This window comes from Lysinibacillus sp. FSL M8-0216, assembly GCF_038595555.1.
In the GTDB taxonomy this organism is placed as follows: domain Bacteria; phylum Bacillota; class Bacilli; order Bacillales_A; family Planococcaceae; genus Lysinibacillus; species Lysinibacillus fusiformis.
On record NZ_CP152007.1, the window covers coordinates 3,756,984 to 3,773,534 of the forward strand.

Sequence of the window (16,551 nt, forward strand, 5' to 3'; positions counted from 1 at the left end):
AGCAAACCAAGTGTGTAACACTCGATTTGCTCTTTGCATTTATTCACTATGAATCTACTACTATGTTGTTCTTCTTGAGAGGATAATCATAAATAAGACATGGTATAATCGCGAACAGCACAATGACTACTAAAGTTAAAACGAGAGGAATCATGCCATATTGATCCACCATAATTCCACCAAACAAAGGACCGATCATACGTCCACCAGTCGCAGCACTGTTAATAATACCCTGATAGAAGCCTTGTCGACCTTTTGGGGCAAGTTGATTTGCAATAGTTGGTAATGCTGGTGTATAAAACATTTCTCCGAAAGTTAAGACAAGCATGGCTACACCAAACATTTTAAAATCACTCGCAAACGCGATAATACCAAAGGATATAGCGATTAAGATGACACCAAAAACCAATTGACGTTTTAACTGATGCTCCCAACGTTTGATAAGCGGTGCAATGAGCGGCTGCCCTATCACAATTAGCAGACCATTAATCGTCCATAGTAAACTATACTGCTTTAATCCTAAACCTAAATCTTGCGTATAGGATGAAATTGTTGCACTCCATTGCGAATAGGCTAGCCAACATAAAACGGAGGATGAACTAATGATTAATAAGGCATAGAATGGTGCCTTGTTAATGATTCGCTTACTTTCACCAACCACATTCTTTGGTGCAATACTCCCTACCTCTAAACGTTTAAATGTCAGCAAAGCAATAATAAAGAATAAAATATACATCCCTAAATTGACCTTAAACACATAGTCAAATTGATAATCGGCCACCACACCTGCAAGTGCAGGACCTACAGCTACACCCACATTTTGAGCCAAATAGATGGCATTAAAGGCCTTTCGCCCACCCTCTGGCCAGGCTGCTCCAGCCAATGCGAACATACTAGGAAAAACAATACCCCCACTAAAGCCTAATATCGTTAAAAACCATACATAATGCGGCCACCCGTGCCAAAGCGTTAAGCCTATTAATGAAGCAATTGTTAAAAGGATTCCAAGCATGATGGCTTTATAACCACCTATTCTATCAAATAGGTAACCACCTAATAGATTGCCTAAAACACCCGCAGCAGAATTTAGCATCAGGACAAAGCCAGCCATCGCCAGCGTTTTCCCTAAATAATCATGCATATATATGGCATTTAAAGGCCATAAAAATGAGTTGCCTGTTGTGTTCACAAGCATTCCGATAATTAAAAACCAAACACGTTTTGGCATTTGATGTCCTCCATTATTTCGCGTCTCTAAATAGCTAGTTTATGCTGAAATACTTAAAAGTACAAGGAAAATAATTTTACCTTTTTTACAATTTATTAAAGGCTATGAATAGCTATAATTCACTAGATCCAAGCGAAAATTGGAGCAACATCTTTCATGATATATCCTTACCCCATGACGGAACGAGATGCTCATGATAAAATAAGGCGTTAGAGGAGTGAAATAGATGACAGAAATTAATTTTCCTTTTCCTTCTGAAGGGAAAAGATACTATACATGGAATCGCTATTTACGCGATCAATTTGGTCACAAAGTATTTAAAGTAGCATTAGATGCTGGCTTTGATTGTCCAAACCGTGATGGTACGGTTGCCTTTGGCGGCTGTACATTTTGCAGCGCTGCAGGCTCAGGTGATTTTGCAGGCAACAAGGTTGATCCGATTGAAGTTCAATTCGCTGAAATTCGAGACAAAATGCACCAAAAATGGAAAGACGGCAAATATATGGCTTATTTTCAGGCCTATACGAATACACATGCCCCGCTCCCAGTGTTAAAGGAAAAATTCGAAGCTGCTTTGGCGCAGGAAGGTGTTATAGGTCTTTCTATTGCTACTCGACCTGATTGTTTACCAGATGATGTTGTAGAATATTTAGCAGAATTAAACAAGCGTACGTATTTATGGATTGAGCTTGGTCTTCAAACCGTTCATGAAAAAACTGCCAATCTTATTAATCGTGCACATGATTATGCAACCTATGTGGAGGGCGTTGAAAAACTTCGAAAGCATGGTATTCGTGTTTGCTCACATATTATAAATGGTCTACCGCTTGAAGATTATGACATGATGATGGAAACTGCACGAGCAGTGGCGAAGCTAGATGTCCAAGGTATTAAAATCCACTTACTTCATTTATTAAAAGGGACACCAATGGTGAAGCAATATGAAAAAGGGATGCTCGAGTTTTTAGATCAGGATGTTTATACAAAACTAGTCGCTGATCAGCTAGAAATTTTACCACCCGATATGGTCATTCATCGCATTACAGGTGATGGACCTATAGATTTAATGATTGGTCCAATGTGGAGCGTTAATAAATGGGAAGTATTGAATGGCATCGATGCCGAATTGGAGCGCCGTGGTAGTTGGCAGGGGAAATTTTATAAGACTGAGGTTGTTAAATGAAACTACAACGAGTTTTACAATATGCTCAACAGCTACTAAAAGATAGTGTGGAAGAAGGAGATACAGTTGTTGACGCCACTGCCGGAAATGGCCATGATACGCTGTTTTTAGCACAGCTAGTCGGGGATGAAGGACAAGTTTATGCTTTTGATGTCCAAAAAGAAGCAGTCGACGCAACACTACATCGTCTACTAGACCATGGTTTAGAACATCGCGCCCTTGTTTTAAATAAAGGGCATGAAGAAGTAGCCAATTTCGTACACAAGAAAGTAGCCGCAGCCATTTTTAATCTCGGCTATTTGCCGGGTGGCAATCATGATATTATTACCAAGCCTAGTACAACGATTCAGGCTATTGAAGACTTGCTTAAGCTTTTAAAGGTTGGCGGTTTAATCATCCTTGTTATTTATCATGGTCACCCTGGTGGCAAAGAAGAACGAGATACTGTAATAGACTTTGTCAGCCAACTTCCACAAAAATATGTCCATGTCTTAAAATACGAATTTCTCAATCAGCAAAATGACCCTCCATTCGTCATTGCGTTAGAAAAGATGAAGGATTATCCTAATTTATAGACAATTTAAAAGGCTAACTAATAGTATAGTGGGAACTATTAGTTAGCCTTTCTCTTTACCTATTTATTTTTACGTTTTTCATTATAGTCTACCCAGAAATCTGCGCCTTTAATGCCTAGTTTACGAGGATCAAAGACAGGGTCTTTTCCTTCTTTTTTCTGTTTCTCGTAATCTTTTAAAGCAACGATAGCCGGTTTCATAATAATTAAAATGGCTAAAACGTTAATCCATACCATCAGACCAAGACCTACATCCCCCATTGCCCAAGCGAGTCCAGACGTACGGATTGTGCCATAGAATGCTGCAATTAAAATCGCTATTTTCGCAATCCAGATGAAGACCTTTTCGGTACTACCTCTAAATAAATAAGCCACATTTGTTTCAGCGATATAGTAATACGCCATAATCGTTGTAAAGGCAAAGAAGAATAGTGCGATAGCTACAAATGGTGCACCAAGTCCAGGTAAGGATGATTCAACTGCATATTGCGTATACGCAGCACCTTCCTGAATACTCTTAGCAAATGTCATTTGCTCATCACCCGTTAAGCCGCCTTTATTGAATTCCCCAACATGGATAAATGGATCTGTTCCTTCGGCTGCCTTTTCATCTTGTACATTATACATACCCGTAAATAAAATCATAAAGGCTGTAGCTGAACAAATTAATAAGGTATCAATGTATACAGACGCTGCTTGGACAATCCCTTGTTTAGCAGGGTGGGATACTTCTGCTGCGGCAGCTGGGTGCGCCCCAGTCCCTTGACCAGCCTCATTTGAATAGATTCCTCGTTTCACACCCCAAGCAATTGCGGAGCCAATAATACCTCCAAATATTTCTTGTGCTCCAAATGCACTTGAGAAAATTAAAGCAAAGACGGATGGTACCTCTGAAATATTCATAGCGATTATAATAATTGCCATAATAATATAGGCTATTGCCATGAACGGTACAATTACCTGTGCAGCGTTGGCAATCGATTTAACGCCCCCAATAATGATAGCACCAAGTAAAACGACAATAATTAGTCCTGTAATCCAAGTTTCAATACCGAAAGCGTTTTCAACAGCTCCTGCAATGGCATTCGATTGCACACCTGGCATAAGTATTAACATAGCAATCAAAGCAGCTACAGCGAAAATCACTGCAAACCATTTTTGACCCATTCCTTTTTCTATGTAATAGGCCGGTCCACCACGATATTCAGTATCTTTCTCTTCTTTATAGATTTGCGCTAATGTTGATTCTACATATGCGGTTGCCGCACCAATAAAAGCAATTGCCCACATCCAAAAGACAGCACCAGGTCCACCCATCCCAATAGCTGTTGCAGTACCGGCAATATTCCCTGTACCTACACGACCCGATAGTGCGATAGACATTGCTTGGAAGGAGGAAATCCCCTTTTCTGATTTCTCCCCCTTAAACATTAACACAAACATATCTTTAATAAGTCTTACTTGCAGGAATCTTGTAATGACTGAGAAAAAAAGCCCAATCAACAAGATACCATAAATAAACCAAGGTCCCCATAATATGTCATTCAATTTGCCAACAACTACATCCATCTTACCCCTCCAATTTGAATTACCTTACTTTAAGTCACTATATTATTACACTTTTCAGAAAATTACAATATTATATTTAAGTAACAATATTTAAGTAAGGATCCTATTATTTGGAAGGTGTCGAAACTATTTTATTATATATCCAATCCGTCTAAGAGCATTATTGATAAAATCTCGAATATACATAAAAATCTCTTCACGCTCTACTTCATGAAATAAATTATGATAACAATTTGCCCATTCTTTAAATTGAAACTCGGTTAGCTCTTGCTGATGAAGCCAATTGCGCATTTGTCGAGTTTCCGTAATTTTATCTTTTTCAGCTGTCATAATTAACATAGGCATATTAGGAAATTCATGCTTAGGTAGCATAACTAAATTTTTCATCATCTGTTGAAGCTCACGATACCATTTCACTGAAACAACAGACATAAATGGAATATCATCCTTCATTTCCTCTCTACCCTCAACACTGCGCGTTAATGTTTCAAATGTCAGGTCATGCGTCAATTTAACATTTGCTGTTAATGCACTCAAACTCGTTAAAGCATTTGATAATTTACCTGGTAAAAGCTTCAAATGCAGCCAGGGTGATGTCAAAATAATACCTGCACACTCATACTTTTTCTTTTGCATGGTATGAAGAACTAAAGTAGCGCCTAATCCATGCCCTATTACAAAGGTTGGCAAATTATATGAAAAGGCATTCTCAATGAGATTTCTTGTATATTTATTGTACAATTTGAAGTCCTCATCATGGACACGCGCAAATCTTGCATTGATGCCATGATTCGGTAGATCCCCCATGACTATGTGGAAGCCTTCCATTCTTAATTTTTCTATAAGCCATGCATACCAACGGTGGTTTTCATAAGCACCATGAAGAATAGCAATCACAGCCTTTGCTTGTCCATCAGCTTCCCATTTCCACATTCACATAGTCCTCCTAAAAAATAATTACAATTTGATTATATCGAAATAACAGCACATTTTAATTTTATATTTCCTTAAAGTTGCGTATTTGATACGATAATACTATATCTACAGAAAGAAAAGAGGCGATTCTCATGATTTATCCATTTAAAGATAAAACACCAAAGATCGATCCATCTGTTTTTATTGCCGATTATGCAACTGTTACCGGAGACGTAACAATTGGAGCTGAAACAACTATTTGGTTTAATACCGTAATTCGTGGCGATGTTTCACCAACAATTATTGGTGAACGGGTAAGTATCCAAGATCTTTGCTGCTTACATCAAAGTCCTAGGTTTCCACTCATCATTGAAGATGAGGTCACAGTAGGACACCAAGTGACTTTACATAGCTGTACCATTCGAAAAAATGCCTTAATCGGTATGGGCTCCATTATTTTAGACGGAGCAGAGATTGGAGAGGGTGCATTTATTGGAGCCGGAAGTCTTGTGCCTCCTGGTAAAGTCATACCTCCAAATAGCTTAGCATTAGGTCGTCCAGCGAAAGTTGTCCGAGAATTAAACGCTGAGGATAAAGAGGATATGGAGCGTATCGTACGTGAATACGTAGAAAAAGGTCAGTATTATAAATCTCTACAAAAATAAAAGCTTATAAAGAATACATTCATTATAAAAAATCCCTCGCTTTCCATGACCATTGTTCAAGGAATAAAGGCGGGGCATTTTTGCAAAAAAACAAAAGGGGCAGAAAAGCCCCTTTTGTTCATCATACATTAGAATAATTTTCTAACGACTTCAGCACTTTAGCACAATAGTTTACAGACGTGCTTTTACACGTAATGCGTCAGCTTTATCAGTTTGTTCCCATGGTACATTTAAATCTGTACGACCGAAGTGACCATAGGCTGCAGTTTGTTTATAAATTGGACGACGAAGATCAAGCATTTTAATAATTCCTGCTGGGCGTAAATCAAATAGCTCACGAACCCATTCTACGATTTCGCTTTCCTTCACTTTTCCTGTACCAAATGTATCAACAGCAATGGAAACAGGCTGTGCCACGCCAATTGCATACGCCAACTGGACTTCAGCGCGTTCTGCTAAACCAGCTGCTACAATATTTTTAGCTACATAACGTGCCGCATAGGCAGCTGAACGGTCAACTTTTGTTGCATCCTTACCTGAGAATGCACCGCCACCGTGTCGTGCATAGCCACCGTATGTATCAACAATTATCTTACGGCCCGTTAAACCAGCATCTCCTTTTGGCCCACCAATGACGAAACGGCCAGTCGGATTGATAAAGTATTTTGTTTTTGTATCTAATAATTCGCTTGGCACAACAGGAGCAATCACAAGTTGTTTTAGATCAGCCTGAATTTGTTCAAGTGTTGCTTCTTCATCATGCTGTGTTGAAATAACAATTGTATCGACACGTACAGGTACGTTATTGTCATCGTATTCAATTGTTACTTGTGTTTTACCATCGGGGCGTAAATAAGCTAGCTCACCAGATTTACGAACTTCAGTTAAACGACGTGCTAACTTATGAGCTAAGCTAATTGGTAACGGCATTAGCTCAGGTGTTTCATTACATGCATAGCCAAACATTAAGCCTTGGTCCCCTGCACCAATTGCTTCAATATCTGCATCTGTCATAGAACCCTCACGAGCCTCTAAAGCTTGGTCAACACCTTGAGCAATATCTGGAGATTGCTCACCAATTGCTACAAGTACCGCTAAATTTTCAGCATCAAAGCCATATTTCCCACGTGTATATCCGATTTCTGCCACAGTATCACGTACAATACCTTTGATATCTACATAAGTAGAAGTAGTAATTTCTCCCGCTACTAATACTAATCCTGTTGTTACAGTTGTCTCACACGCTACACGTGCATTTGGATCTTCTGCTAAAATAGCATCTAATATGGCATCCGAAATCTGGTCACAAATTTTATCTGGATGCCCTTCTGTTACACTTTCTGATGTAAACAGTCGACGTTTTGTCATTTAGTTTTCCTCCTATTACTCTTACAAAAAGTATTTGAATACGGTACTCATTACCCATGTCAAGTCCGCTCCTAAGGATTGAACTCTCAAGCCGCTGTTGTTGTCATTTCACTTTACGTGAAAAAATAACTGCTACTTTTAACACGAGGATTTCGAAAGATCCGTCATTATAATAAGGAAAGAACTACATATACTTACCTTTACATTGATTTTTAACAATAAAAAAATCCTTTACTCACGTTACTATACATGAGGAAAGGAATAATGACTTCGTTACCTTTCACTCTTATCGTTCAAGGGATTTTCCCTTGCATCAGGTTGGCACCAACGCATGTCGTGAAATAATTCATGCAGGTTGCCGGGTTTCACAGGGCCTGACCCTCCACCAGCTCGGGATAAGAGTATCCGTTCAATTTTCATGTTACTGAAAAGGTAGAACGTTGTCAAATATTTTCTTATGTATTACTGTATAGTAAGGAAGGAACAAATAATCACCATAAAAATTTTCATTCTTGGGTGATGATGTAAACAGAAGAAAATTAATCCCTACAACATACCTAGCATCTTGTGGTAACATATGTGTGGCTCAAATTTTAGACAATTTACTGTAGCATTGAATGTTTTCTACTCGAAAAACATTATTTTTTGTCAGTTTATTGAAAAGTAATAAAAACTCTAAAATAATTTCTTAATTAGTATAGATTATTTAACCAATTGTGTTATACTATTTTTGAAATTAAGAAAAAATCCCTCTAAATCAAGGGAATACTATAAAAAAGGATGGTATTTAATCGATGAATTCAGTAGAAATTGCAAACGAACTGAAGGAATTATTAAGCGGCGGTAACATTAACGTTCAACTTTCAGTACCACAATTAGCAGAAAAAGCTACTTCTCGTGGTGAGGCAATGTTAACAGTAGATGGCGCAGTTCGTGCAGAAACTGGCAAATACACTGGTCGTTCACCTAAAGATAAATATACAGTAGAAGAAGAAAGCACAAAAGATCAAATTGACTGGGGTAAAGTCAATCAACCAATTTCCTCTGAAGTGTTCGATAACCTGTATGTAAAAGTAATAAAATATTTAAAAGAACAAGATGAATTATTTGTATTCAAAGGCTTTGCTGGTGCTGACAAAGATTCACAATTAAGCATCCAAGTTATTAATGAATACGCTTGGCACAACCTTTTCGCTCATCAATTATTTATCCGTCCAACTAAAGACGAATTAGCTTCGCATGTTGCAGACTTCACTGTCATCTCAGCTCCTAACTTTAAAGCAGATCCTGCGGTTGACGGTACTGCTTCTGAAACATTCATCATTGTATCACTTGAAAAGAAAATTATCTTAATTGGTGGTACTGAATATGCTGGTGAAATGAAAAAATCTATTTTCGGTATTATGAACTACTTATTACCACAACAAGGTATCCTTTCTATGCACTGTTCAGCAAACGTTGGTGAAGCTGGCGATGTAGCATTATTCTTCGGTCTATCTGGTACTGGTAAAACAACATTATCCGCTGATCCAGACCGTAAGCTTATCGGTGACGATGAACACGGCTGGTCTGATAATGGTGTATTCAATATTGAGGGTGGTTGCTATGCAAAAACGATCAACCTTTCTGCTGAGAAAGAACCAGAAATCTACAATGCAATCCGCTTCGGCTCTGTTTTAGAAAACGTAGCTGTTGATCCAGAAACTCGTATTTGTGATTATGATGATGGATCATTAACAGAAAATACACGTGTAGCTTATCCGATTCAATACATCGAAAACATTGTTGATCCTTCTGTAGCAGGTCATCCAAAAACAATCATCTTCCTAACAGCTGATGCGTTTGGCGTTTTACCTCCTATCAGTAAATTAACAAAAGAGCAAGCTATGTATCACTTCTTAAGTGGTTTCACTTCAAAACTTGCTGGAACTGAACGTGGTGTAACAGAGCCAGAACCAGTATTCTCTACTTGCTTCGGTTCTCCATTCCTTCCACTTCCTGCAACAGTTTATGCAGAAATGTTAGGTCAAAAAATTGACGAACATGGCGCACAGGTATTCCTAGTGAACACTGGTTGGACTGGTGGAGAATATGGTACTGGTAGCCGTATGAAGCTTTCTTATACACGTACAATGGTGCGCGCAGCTATCGATGGTAAATTAACAAATGTTGAAACGACACAAGATGCTGTATTTGGTTTACACATCCCAACAGCAGTTGAAGGTGTACCTTCACAAGTGTTAAATCCTCGTGAAGCATGGGCAGATAAAGCTGCATACGATGCAAAAGCTGCTGAACTTGCAGGTTTATTCAACGAAAACTTCCAGAAATTTGCAAACGTTTCTGAAGCCATCACTACACTTGGTGGCCCATTAAAATAACAACTAGAACAAGAAAAGGGAACGAGATAATTCGTTCTCTTTTTCTTTCCCATAAAACATAGATGAAGCTAATATAGGGAGATACATATGAAAAGAAAATACAAATTACTAGTAGCAATCATTACTATATTATTGGCATTATTTATTGGTGCTGGTTTTTTTGCAGGCAACTACTTTTATAATCTGGCATTAAATCCGGATACTGATAAAACAGCTGTTCTAGATGCCCCCCATAATTTAATTGATAGCAATTCAAATGAGGCTCAAGAGAAAGAGGACCGTGAGCAATGGTTTAACAAGCATTATGAGGAGAAGGCTATTCAATCCTATGATTCTCTTAATCTGCATGCTTACGCTATCCAAAACAGCCAGCCCACGGACAAATGGGCAATTATTTTCCATGGCTATTCAAGTGATGGTACACAAATGACTAAGTATGCTAAACAATTTTATGATATGGGCTATCATGTGCTAATTCCCGATGCAAGAGGACATGGTCAAAGTGAAGGTGATTATATCGGCATGGGGTGGCATGATCGTTTTGATGTTGTTTCATGGATTGACGACATTGTAAACGGGAATAAAGATGCTGAAATTGTGCTATTTGGAGTTTCAATGGGAGGCGCCACTGTGATGATGGCTTCAGGCGAGGATTTGCCGTCAAATGTAAAGGCAATCATTGAGGATTGCGGTTATTCTTCCGTATGGGATGAATTTTCCTATCAATTACAAGCAATCTTTCACTTGCCTTCATTCCCAATTATGCAATTCTCTTCAGTCGTAACTAAATTAAAAGCAGGCTATACTCTGGGAGAAGCTAGTGCTGTTGATCAAGTGGCAAAATCGAAAACCCCTATGCTGTTTATTCATGGAGACAACGATACTTTTGTCCCTTCGACCATGTTGAATGACGTATATGAGGCAGCAAATGTACCGAAGCAAAAATTACTTGTCGAAGGTGCTGGTCATGGCGAGGCGGAAAGCGTAGCTGGCGAGCTCTATTGGGAAACGATTCAGTATTTCTTAGAAACTTATATGAAATAATAAAGTGCCCCTTCTTTTAGAATACCTATTCATCTCCAGATGATAGCTATTTAAGAAGGGGCCTTAATAATTTCATTTTCTAGTGTTGCTTCATCCATTCACAAAGAGCACGTACGGTTTCACGATTTTTAGCTGGCGGGTATTGGTGTGCATAATGAAGGTCATACCATGTTTCGTATGTTTTATTAGCATCGTCTAAGAAAAATGCCAGTTGTCTAGCATGCTCTATATCCACATTCTCATCCTGATAGCCATGAATAATTAACACTGGAGCTGTTATATGCTCTACTTCAAACAAAGGTGTACGAGCATCATAGGCTTCCGGTACACGGTTTGGTGTTCCTCCGATAACGCGTTTCATCATCCGTCGCATATCTGTACGTTCCCAGTAAGTGGCCGTTGCATCAGAAACTCCAGCCCATGTCACAACGGAAGTAATATCCCTTCGTAAAATTGCTGTCCATAGAGCCATGATGCCTCCACGCGAAAAGCCAAAAACATGAATATTATCATTGCAAAATTGCTTCAGTACATCAACAGCAAAAACAGCATCATAACGATCCGCCCCTGCAAACTCATCTTTGCCCTCGCCACCTCTATTTCCACGATAATACGGTGCAAAGACGATAAAGCCTTGAGCGGCAAATTGGGCAATACGTGAGGGTCTTACCATACCTATGCTTTGCATACCCCCTCTTAAATATAAAAAGCCATCATATGTACCCTCAGTTTTCGGCTCTGCTAGAAGTCCTTTTATTCGCAAGCCCTGTGACATATAAGTAATTTCAGTTAAACGTATTGCTGGATTGGGTGAAGGATAGGCGCGCTTTTCAACGATATCACCATTTTTTGTCACGTCGTTTCAACTCCTCCAGCATTTTCTTCATTCCTTCATCCTTCATATGAAAGCTCAAGTTTGGATGATGGGTAAATTCCTCATCAGATAACCACAGCATACCGGATGTTTCTAAATCAAATTCAATGTCCTCCTGCCCAGCAAATTGTGCAGTAAAAACCGTTTTACAAAATAATATGTCATCATGAACCGCATATTCTGCAAACCATTGAAGATTTTTCACACGGACACCGGTTTCTTCAAATACTTCCCTTATAGCTGCATCCTCTAGCGTTTCGCCTTTCTCCAATTTGCCACCTGGCACCTCGACACCACGTCGTTTATGTATAGTACATAGCCACTTATTTTGATGCTTTAATAAAACAAGGACGTGTTTGGGTTCTACGGTAGACTCCCCTCTCGTAAAACTCAATTCTACGCGCAGGCCATGTAAATCTGTAAATGTTAACATATCTTCAACCTCACGTTCTTTCATGCTGAATAACAGAAGTCATTTTTCATTGCCTTCACTTACAGGCATCGTGAATTCCTAATTTCTGTTTTGTTGGGATTGCATTTCCACTAAGTGCAAATCATTTAAATCCCTCTAGTTTATCTAAGTTAACTATAGAGTAATCATACAGAAACAAGCAACTTTAAATATAGTGTAAGCAAGCAAAAAAGCGTGCTTCAAATGAAGACACGCTTTACATTAAATGACTCGTTCACCATCGAAATAAACAACCGGATTTTTCACTACACAATCAATATGGACATCCGCTGTATTTGCTCCACCGAATGGTACATTGCTACCGAATGCGATATGGATTGTCCCATAGACCTTCTCATCTTCTAATACATTACCACATAACATAGCACTTTTATTAGCTCCAATGCCGAACTCTGCGATGATCCGACCATTCTCTTCGCCAAGTAACTCTAGCAATCGAGGACCATCCGGACCAATTGCTTCTACTAATCGTCCATTAGAAATTTTTAATAATAATGGTTCCTTTAAGACTCCAATATTAGCAATAGAACCATCCACTAAAATTTCACCATTTGCAGATGTCTCTATTGGCGCAATATAGGATTCACCGGAGGGAATATTACCATGCTCTCCTGCTTGGCGAATAACGCCAGTCGAACGAATGCCTAAGCGGTTTTCTACACTAAATGTTAGCTCATGACCATCCTTAACAATTCGAATTCCTGCCGCCTTATCGAGAAGCTGGACATATTTTTCTACCATTTCCTCAATCTCTTGCGCATCTGCATGAAGCGCACCTTGTTCCAGCATCTCCCACGTAATACCTGGCATAGTCGCTACACGACCACCTTTTTCACAGGCATTTTTACGGGCTGCTGTATGTGTCAAGGAGTGAGTGGTCAAACAAAGTGAGACATCAGCATTTGCCAAAAGCGATGAAACTGCATGAATAGGCTCCTGTCCTGATTTCTCCAATAACGGCATAACCATAAGCATTGTATTAGCCGTTATTGTTAGCCCAGCCTCATAAAAGATTGTTGCTAAGTCTTGCTTTTGAACATCTGTCAAAATTAAAAGCGTTTCTGACGATTGAACATTTAAATGATCTTTTAATACCTTCAGTGCAATATCATGTAAATGCTGCATAGTAGCACTCCTTAATTAAAATTCAAATGATATCTACGAATGATTCCTTCTATTTCATTTCTAGCATCTGTTAAAGGACCCAAAAATTCAGGTACTCGTTGTTCCGTAAATCGGTAGATAGGGCCAGAAACAGTGATAGAGGCTACGACCTTTTCATCACTATTAAATATAGGCATAGCAAGTGCCAATACATCGACGGAATATTCACTGTTACTGAGTGCATAACCACAGCTACGTATTTTTTCAAGCTCTAACCGTATGTCATTTGCATTCGTCATCGTATTGGTCGTATAAGCGGTTAGCGGTTCATCAATAACCTTAGAAATTTGCTCATCACTTAGGAAAGCAAGCATAGAACGATAGGAAGCACCTACATAAAGCGGAGATCTACTTCCTCTTGAAACAGTAAACTTCACCTTATTCACAGGCTCCGCTTTTAATAAAGTTAACGCTTCCAATCCATTTAAAACTGTAAATATGGCGGTTTCACCAGTAACATCCTTTAAGTTATCAAGAACAGGCATACATAGCTGATCTATGTTTAATGAATCATACATATTCATACCAATTTCCCATAATGCAATACCCAAGGAGTACTTTTTGGTTACTGGATCCTTTGTAATAAACCCATTATTCTCAAATGTTTCGAGAATGCGATATAAATTTGTATGATTCATGTTCATCGCCATCGCTAACTCTCGACCACCCCATACAGGCTTTTCCTTTGTAAACATCTTTAAAACCGCAATTGATAAATTTAACGTCTTTAGCATATCTCTCATCCTTTTGATCTATTTATCTGTACAAACGGCTGCAAATCCCTCTCTTAAGGGGGATTAATTGAAAGATTTAACAGCCGTCAGCACCTGATATCACTTTATCAAAAGTAAGAGAGTAGCTAATCTCTTACTTTTGATAGAGGAAATCAATAGCAGCAGTAATATATACTTTTGCACAGCGTACGATATCCTCAACACGCACTTTTTCATTATACCCGTGAATGCTTGGTAAATAGGCCGGGCCGTATTGCAAAACCGGAATATCATACTGTCTGAAATGTCGAGCATCACTGCTTGCCCATTGCATAACACCATAAGCTTCTAATCCTGTTACAAATGAAATATTATCCACAATCGATTGGCAAACGGGATTTTCAGCTGGGGTATAATTGGCTACACTTTTGAAACCAAAACGTCTGATCGAATACTCAATGTCTAAGGCATCTAATTTATTCTTCAAGATTTCCGTTACTTCCTCCTGTGTAATACCGAATGGTAACCGACAATCGACCTGTACCTTACAATAATCTGGGATAACATTGGACTTCGTACCTCCCTCAATTGTACCAATATTTACAGTAATTTTCTCTAGTACTTCTTGATATTTCAGGCGGTCTTTCTCCACTTCACGCATATATTTTTTCGATACTTCTATTAGTGGCTGTACTTCTTCAGGAATGACAATATTCATGTCCCATAATGTGCGAATTTCTTGAATAGCTCGGATTGCATCATTAATTGCATTACGACCCGCTAAAGGTGATAAGCTACCATGTCCAGGTTCCCCATGCACTTCTAATTCAAACCAGTAGGAGCCTTTTTGCCCAATTGTCGGATTTAATGGAGATGAAGGCTCTGCAATTAAACATCCATCACCCTTAACTAAACCTCGCTCCAACAACCAAGGAACACCAAATTCCCCACCAGTTTCTTCGTCAGGTACAATGGCTAATGTTAATTTTCCTGGCAATTCAATATTCAATTTCTTGAGTAGTTTTGTAGCAAAAATAATACCTGCTAAACCTGCTTTCATATCGCTTGCACCACGCCCAAGCATCCAACCATCCTTCACTTCTCCAGAGAAAGGATCAAAATCCCATTTAGATAAGTCTCCAACAGGCACAACATCTGTATGCCCACAATAAACAAGTTCTTTGCCTTCACCATTTCCAATAGAAGCTACTAAATTAAACATTTTATCCGCAGCCTCATATTTTTGGTAAGCAATGCCTACATCATTTAGATAGTGCTCGATAAAGGCAGTTATTTCAGTCGTATCTCCTGGAGGATTCACACTTGGAATTTGAATGAGTTTCGAACAAAAATCAATTAACTCTTCTTGATGATTTTCCACTTCATCTACTAGTTGCAATTTTAGTGCTTGTAAGTCATTCATGTGCTTGTACCTCATTTCCTTTAGTTTGCAAATGCTTCATGCTACCGTATAAATTTTTCATATGTGTAAACTGCTTTTCATCAAAGAAAGAGCATTTATGTGCACCGTACGTTTTCGCCACTTCTAAGACAAATCGAACAACATTCTCTACATCTGTAACATGTGTTGCACCTGTTGCACAGCCTGCCACGATAGATTCGGTTGTAATTGCTACCCCTACAACAGGACTTGATGTCGCCACAGCGGGTTGTAAAATACTATTGATATGGAATAAACCATTCCCATATGGGGTAATGTCTTGCATTGTTAGCGGCAGTACAACTGGTGCAATACCTGCTGATTGCGTGTAAATTTGAAGCAAATCATCACTAATTTTTAATATGTAACCTTCTTTAACTGTTGGTGTAATGGCAAATCCTTTATGGTTACATACTTGGTTACCTTTTGTTGTATCAATTGAAAGAATAGCATCCATTGTTTCTTCCACTTCATTCTCGTTCATGACGCTAATATCGACTGGAGAATTCATAAATGGCACTGGCTCATGTGGTAAAGTGGGTGCAGTTGGACAAATATGAGTGGAGAAAATTACATCCCCCTCTAACTGGTCACCTTTTAAAGCCATATCAATCGCTTTTGCAGCGGAGGCCATACAGGCTAGTGCACCATCTCCATCCGATACAAAGCCCGTCATTTCAGGGCGTGCCCCAATACCGCCTAAGCGACCGATGATTCCTAATGTAGGCGCATAGCCACCTGAGGATTTACCATTCTTACCTTTCACTAGAACGCGGACAAAATCGGTTGAGCCATTTTCACCTTTAATTGTTTTAACTACTACATCTGCTGCTGGATTAATATTGTGTAAATACTCTTTCATAACTTCACCATTTACATACATACTATCCATTACCTCGTATAACTCCATAACATGCTTCAATGACATAATTAGTCCGCTCCTTTTTCTATCAAAAAATT

Annotated in this window: 15 protein-coding genes and 1 riboswitch; of the genes, 5 read left to right on the forward strand and 10 right to left on the reverse strand. The window is 38.9% G+C overall.

Annotated features, from left to right (window positions below; genetic code table 11):
* Positions 1 to 46: 46 nt before the first annotated feature.
* Entirely contained in the window at positions 47 to 1,228 is a 1,182-nt protein-coding gene (locus MKX57_RS18520; protein ID WP_008176650.1) for an MFS transporter, read from the reverse strand.
* 226 nt (positions 1,229 to 1,454) lie between these two features.
* On the opposite strand from MKX57_RS18520, the gene MKX57_RS18525 reads away from it, so the two are divergent.
* Together MKX57_RS18525 and MKX57_RS18530 are read left to right on the forward strand one after the other, a co-directional pair.
* Positions 1,455 to 2,411 (forward strand): TIGR01212 family radical SAM protein, encoded by a 957-nt coding sequence (locus tag MKX57_RS18525; protein WP_089985609.1) that lies wholly within the window; start codon positions 1,455 to 1,457, stop codon positions 2,409 to 2,411.
* A complete protein-coding gene (locus tag MKX57_RS18530; RefSeq protein ID WP_089985606.1) occupies positions 2,408 to 2,986 on the forward strand; it encodes a class I SAM-dependent methyltransferase in 579 nt (192 codons plus the stop codon). The genes MKX57_RS18525 and MKX57_RS18530 overlap by 4 nt, the downstream gene beginning before the upstream one ends.
* Before the next feature lie 59 nt (positions 2,987 to 3,045).
* On the opposite strand, the gene MKX57_RS18535 is transcribed toward MKX57_RS18530, so the two are convergent.
* Together MKX57_RS18535 and MKX57_RS18540 are read right to left on the reverse strand one after the other, a co-directional pair.
* Positions 3,046 to 4,554 carry an alanine/glycine:cation symporter family protein gene (locus tag MKX57_RS18535; RefSeq protein ID WP_008176644.1) on the reverse strand — a complete coding sequence of 503 codons (1,509 nt, stop codon included), beginning with the start codon at positions 4,552 to 4,554 and terminating at the stop codon, positions 3,046 to 3,048.
* A 126-nt stretch (positions 4,555 to 4,680) separates the two neighbouring features.
* On the reverse strand, positions 4,681 to 5,487 hold the full coding sequence (locus MKX57_RS18540) for an alpha/beta hydrolase (protein ID WP_008176643.1): 807 nt from the start codon (positions 5,485 to 5,487) through the stop codon (positions 4,681 to 4,683).
* Positions 5,488 to 5,621: 134 nt separating this feature from the next.
* On the opposite strand from MKX57_RS18540, the gene MKX57_RS18545 reads away from it, so the two are divergent.
* Complete coding sequence (locus MKX57_RS18545; RefSeq protein ID WP_036220965.1) at positions 5,622 to 6,134, forward strand: gamma carbonic anhydrase family protein; 513 nt, start codon at positions 5,622 to 5,624, stop codon at positions 6,132 to 6,134.
* Positions 6,135 to 6,305: 171 nt separating this feature from the next.
* On the opposite strand, the gene metK is transcribed toward MKX57_RS18545, so the two are convergent.
* Entirely contained in the window at positions 6,306 to 7,502 is a 1,197-nt protein-coding gene (metK, locus tag MKX57_RS18550; protein ID WP_008176639.1) for a methionine adenosyltransferase, read from the reverse strand.
* A 283-nt stretch (positions 7,503 to 7,785) separates the two neighbouring features.
* Positions 7,786 to 7,904, reverse strand: a riboswitch (SAM riboswitch).
* 392 nt (positions 7,905 to 8,296) lie between these two features.
* Between metK and pckA the strand changes: the two genes are divergently transcribed.
* Both pckA and MKX57_RS18560 read left to right on the forward strand, forming a co-directional pair.
* Positions 8,297 to 9,883 (forward strand): phosphoenolpyruvate carboxykinase (ATP), encoded by a 1,587-nt coding sequence (gene pckA, locus MKX57_RS18555; protein WP_089985604.1) that lies wholly within the window; start codon positions 8,297 to 8,299, stop codon positions 9,881 to 9,883.
* A gap of 87 nt (positions 9,884 to 9,970) precedes the next feature.
* Positions 9,971 to 10,927, forward strand: coding sequence for an alpha/beta hydrolase (locus MKX57_RS18560; RefSeq protein ID WP_089985603.1), 957 nt, complete (start codon positions 9,971 to 9,973; stop codon positions 10,925 to 10,927).
* 79 nt (positions 10,928 to 11,006) lie between these two features.
* Here the strand turns inward: MKX57_RS18560 and MKX57_RS18565 are convergent, their stop codons facing one another.
* From MKX57_RS18565 to MKX57_RS18590, 6 genes are all read right to left on the reverse strand, one after another.
* Entirely contained in the window at positions 11,007 to 11,783 is a 777-nt protein-coding gene (locus tag MKX57_RS18565; protein ID WP_239354785.1) for a prolyl oligopeptidase family serine peptidase, read from the reverse strand.
* Entirely contained in the window at positions 11,767 to 12,234 is a 468-nt protein-coding gene (locus tag MKX57_RS18570) for an NUDIX domain-containing protein (RefSeq protein WP_107922407.1), read from the reverse strand. Before MKX57_RS18570 ends, MKX57_RS18565 begins: the two co-directional genes overlap by 17 nt.
* Positions 12,235 to 12,474: 240 nt before the next feature.
* Positions 12,475 to 13,398 carry an aminopeptidase gene (locus MKX57_RS18575; RefSeq protein WP_090003229.1) on the reverse strand — a complete coding sequence of 308 codons (924 nt, stop codon included), beginning with the start codon at positions 13,396 to 13,398 and terminating at the stop codon, positions 12,475 to 12,477.
* Positions 13,399 to 13,409: 11 nt separating this feature from the next.
* Positions 13,410 to 14,171, reverse strand: a complete 762-nt coding sequence (locus MKX57_RS18580) for an IclR family transcriptional regulator (protein ID WP_043990725.1) — start codon at positions 14,169 to 14,171, stop codon at positions 13,410 to 13,412.
* A 133-nt stretch (positions 14,172 to 14,304) separates the two neighbouring features.
* Positions 14,305 to 15,573: an ArgE/DapE family deacylase gene (locus MKX57_RS18585; protein WP_090003230.1), complete on the reverse strand. Its 1,269-nt coding sequence runs from the start codon at positions 15,571 to 15,573 to the stop codon at positions 14,305 to 14,307.
* Positions 15,566 to 16,519, reverse strand: coding sequence for a DUF1177 domain-containing protein (locus MKX57_RS18590; RefSeq protein ID WP_008180369.1), 954 nt, complete (start codon positions 16,517 to 16,519; stop codon positions 15,566 to 15,568). Before MKX57_RS18590 ends, MKX57_RS18585 begins: the two co-directional genes overlap by 8 nt.
* Positions 16,520 to 16,551: the final 32 nt, after the last annotated feature.

Bases quoted from the DNA above. Each gene is read 5' to 3' on its own strand.
- MKX57_RS18520 (WP_008176650.1), bottom strand. From the start codon at position 1,228: ATGCCAAAACGTGTTTGGTTTTTAATTATCGGAATGCTTGTGAACACA.
- MKX57_RS18525 (WP_089985609.1), top strand. From the start codon at position 1,455: ATGACAGAAATTAATTTTCCTTTTCCTTCTGAAGGGAAAAGATACTAT.
- MKX57_RS18530 (WP_089985606.1), top strand. From the start codon at position 2,408: ATGAAACTACAACGAGTTTTACAATATGCTCAACAGCTACTAAAAGAT.
- MKX57_RS18535 (WP_008176644.1), bottom strand. From the start codon at position 4,554: ATGGATGTAGTTGTTGGCAAATTGAATGACATATTATGGGGACCTTGG.
- MKX57_RS18540 (WP_008176643.1), bottom strand. From the start codon at position 5,487: ATGTGGAAATGGGAAGCTGATGGACAAGCAAAGGCTGTGATTGCTATT.
- MKX57_RS18545 (WP_036220965.1), top strand. From the start codon at position 5,622: ATGATTTATCCATTTAAAGATAAAACACCAAAGATCGATCCATCTGTT.
- metK (WP_008176639.1), bottom strand. From the start codon at position 7,502: ATGACAAAACGTCGACTGTTTACATCAGAAAGTGTAACAGAAGGGCAT.
- pckA (WP_089985604.1), top strand. From the start codon at position 8,297: ATGAATTCAGTAGAAATTGCAAACGAACTGAAGGAATTATTAAGCGGC.
- MKX57_RS18560 (WP_089985603.1), top strand. From the start codon at position 9,971: ATGAAAAGAAAATACAAATTACTAGTAGCAATCATTACTATATTATTG.
- MKX57_RS18570 (WP_107922407.1), bottom strand. From the start codon at position 12,234: ATGTTAACATTTACAGATTTACATGGCCTGCGCGTAGAATTGAGTTTT.
- MKX57_RS18575 (WP_090003229.1), bottom strand. From the start codon at position 13,398: ATGCAGCATTTACATGATATTGCACTGAAGGTATTAAAAGATCATTTA.
- MKX57_RS18580 (WP_043990725.1), bottom strand. From the start codon at position 14,171: ATGCTAAAGACGTTAAATTTATCAATTGCGGTTTTAAAGATGTTTACA.
- MKX57_RS18585 (WP_090003230.1), bottom strand. From the start codon at position 15,573: ATGAATGACTTACAAGCACTAAAATTGCAACTAGTAGATGAAGTGGAA.
- MKX57_RS18590 (WP_008180369.1), bottom strand. From the start codon at position 16,519: ATGTCATTGAAGCATGTTATGGAGTTATACGAGGTAATGGATAGTATG.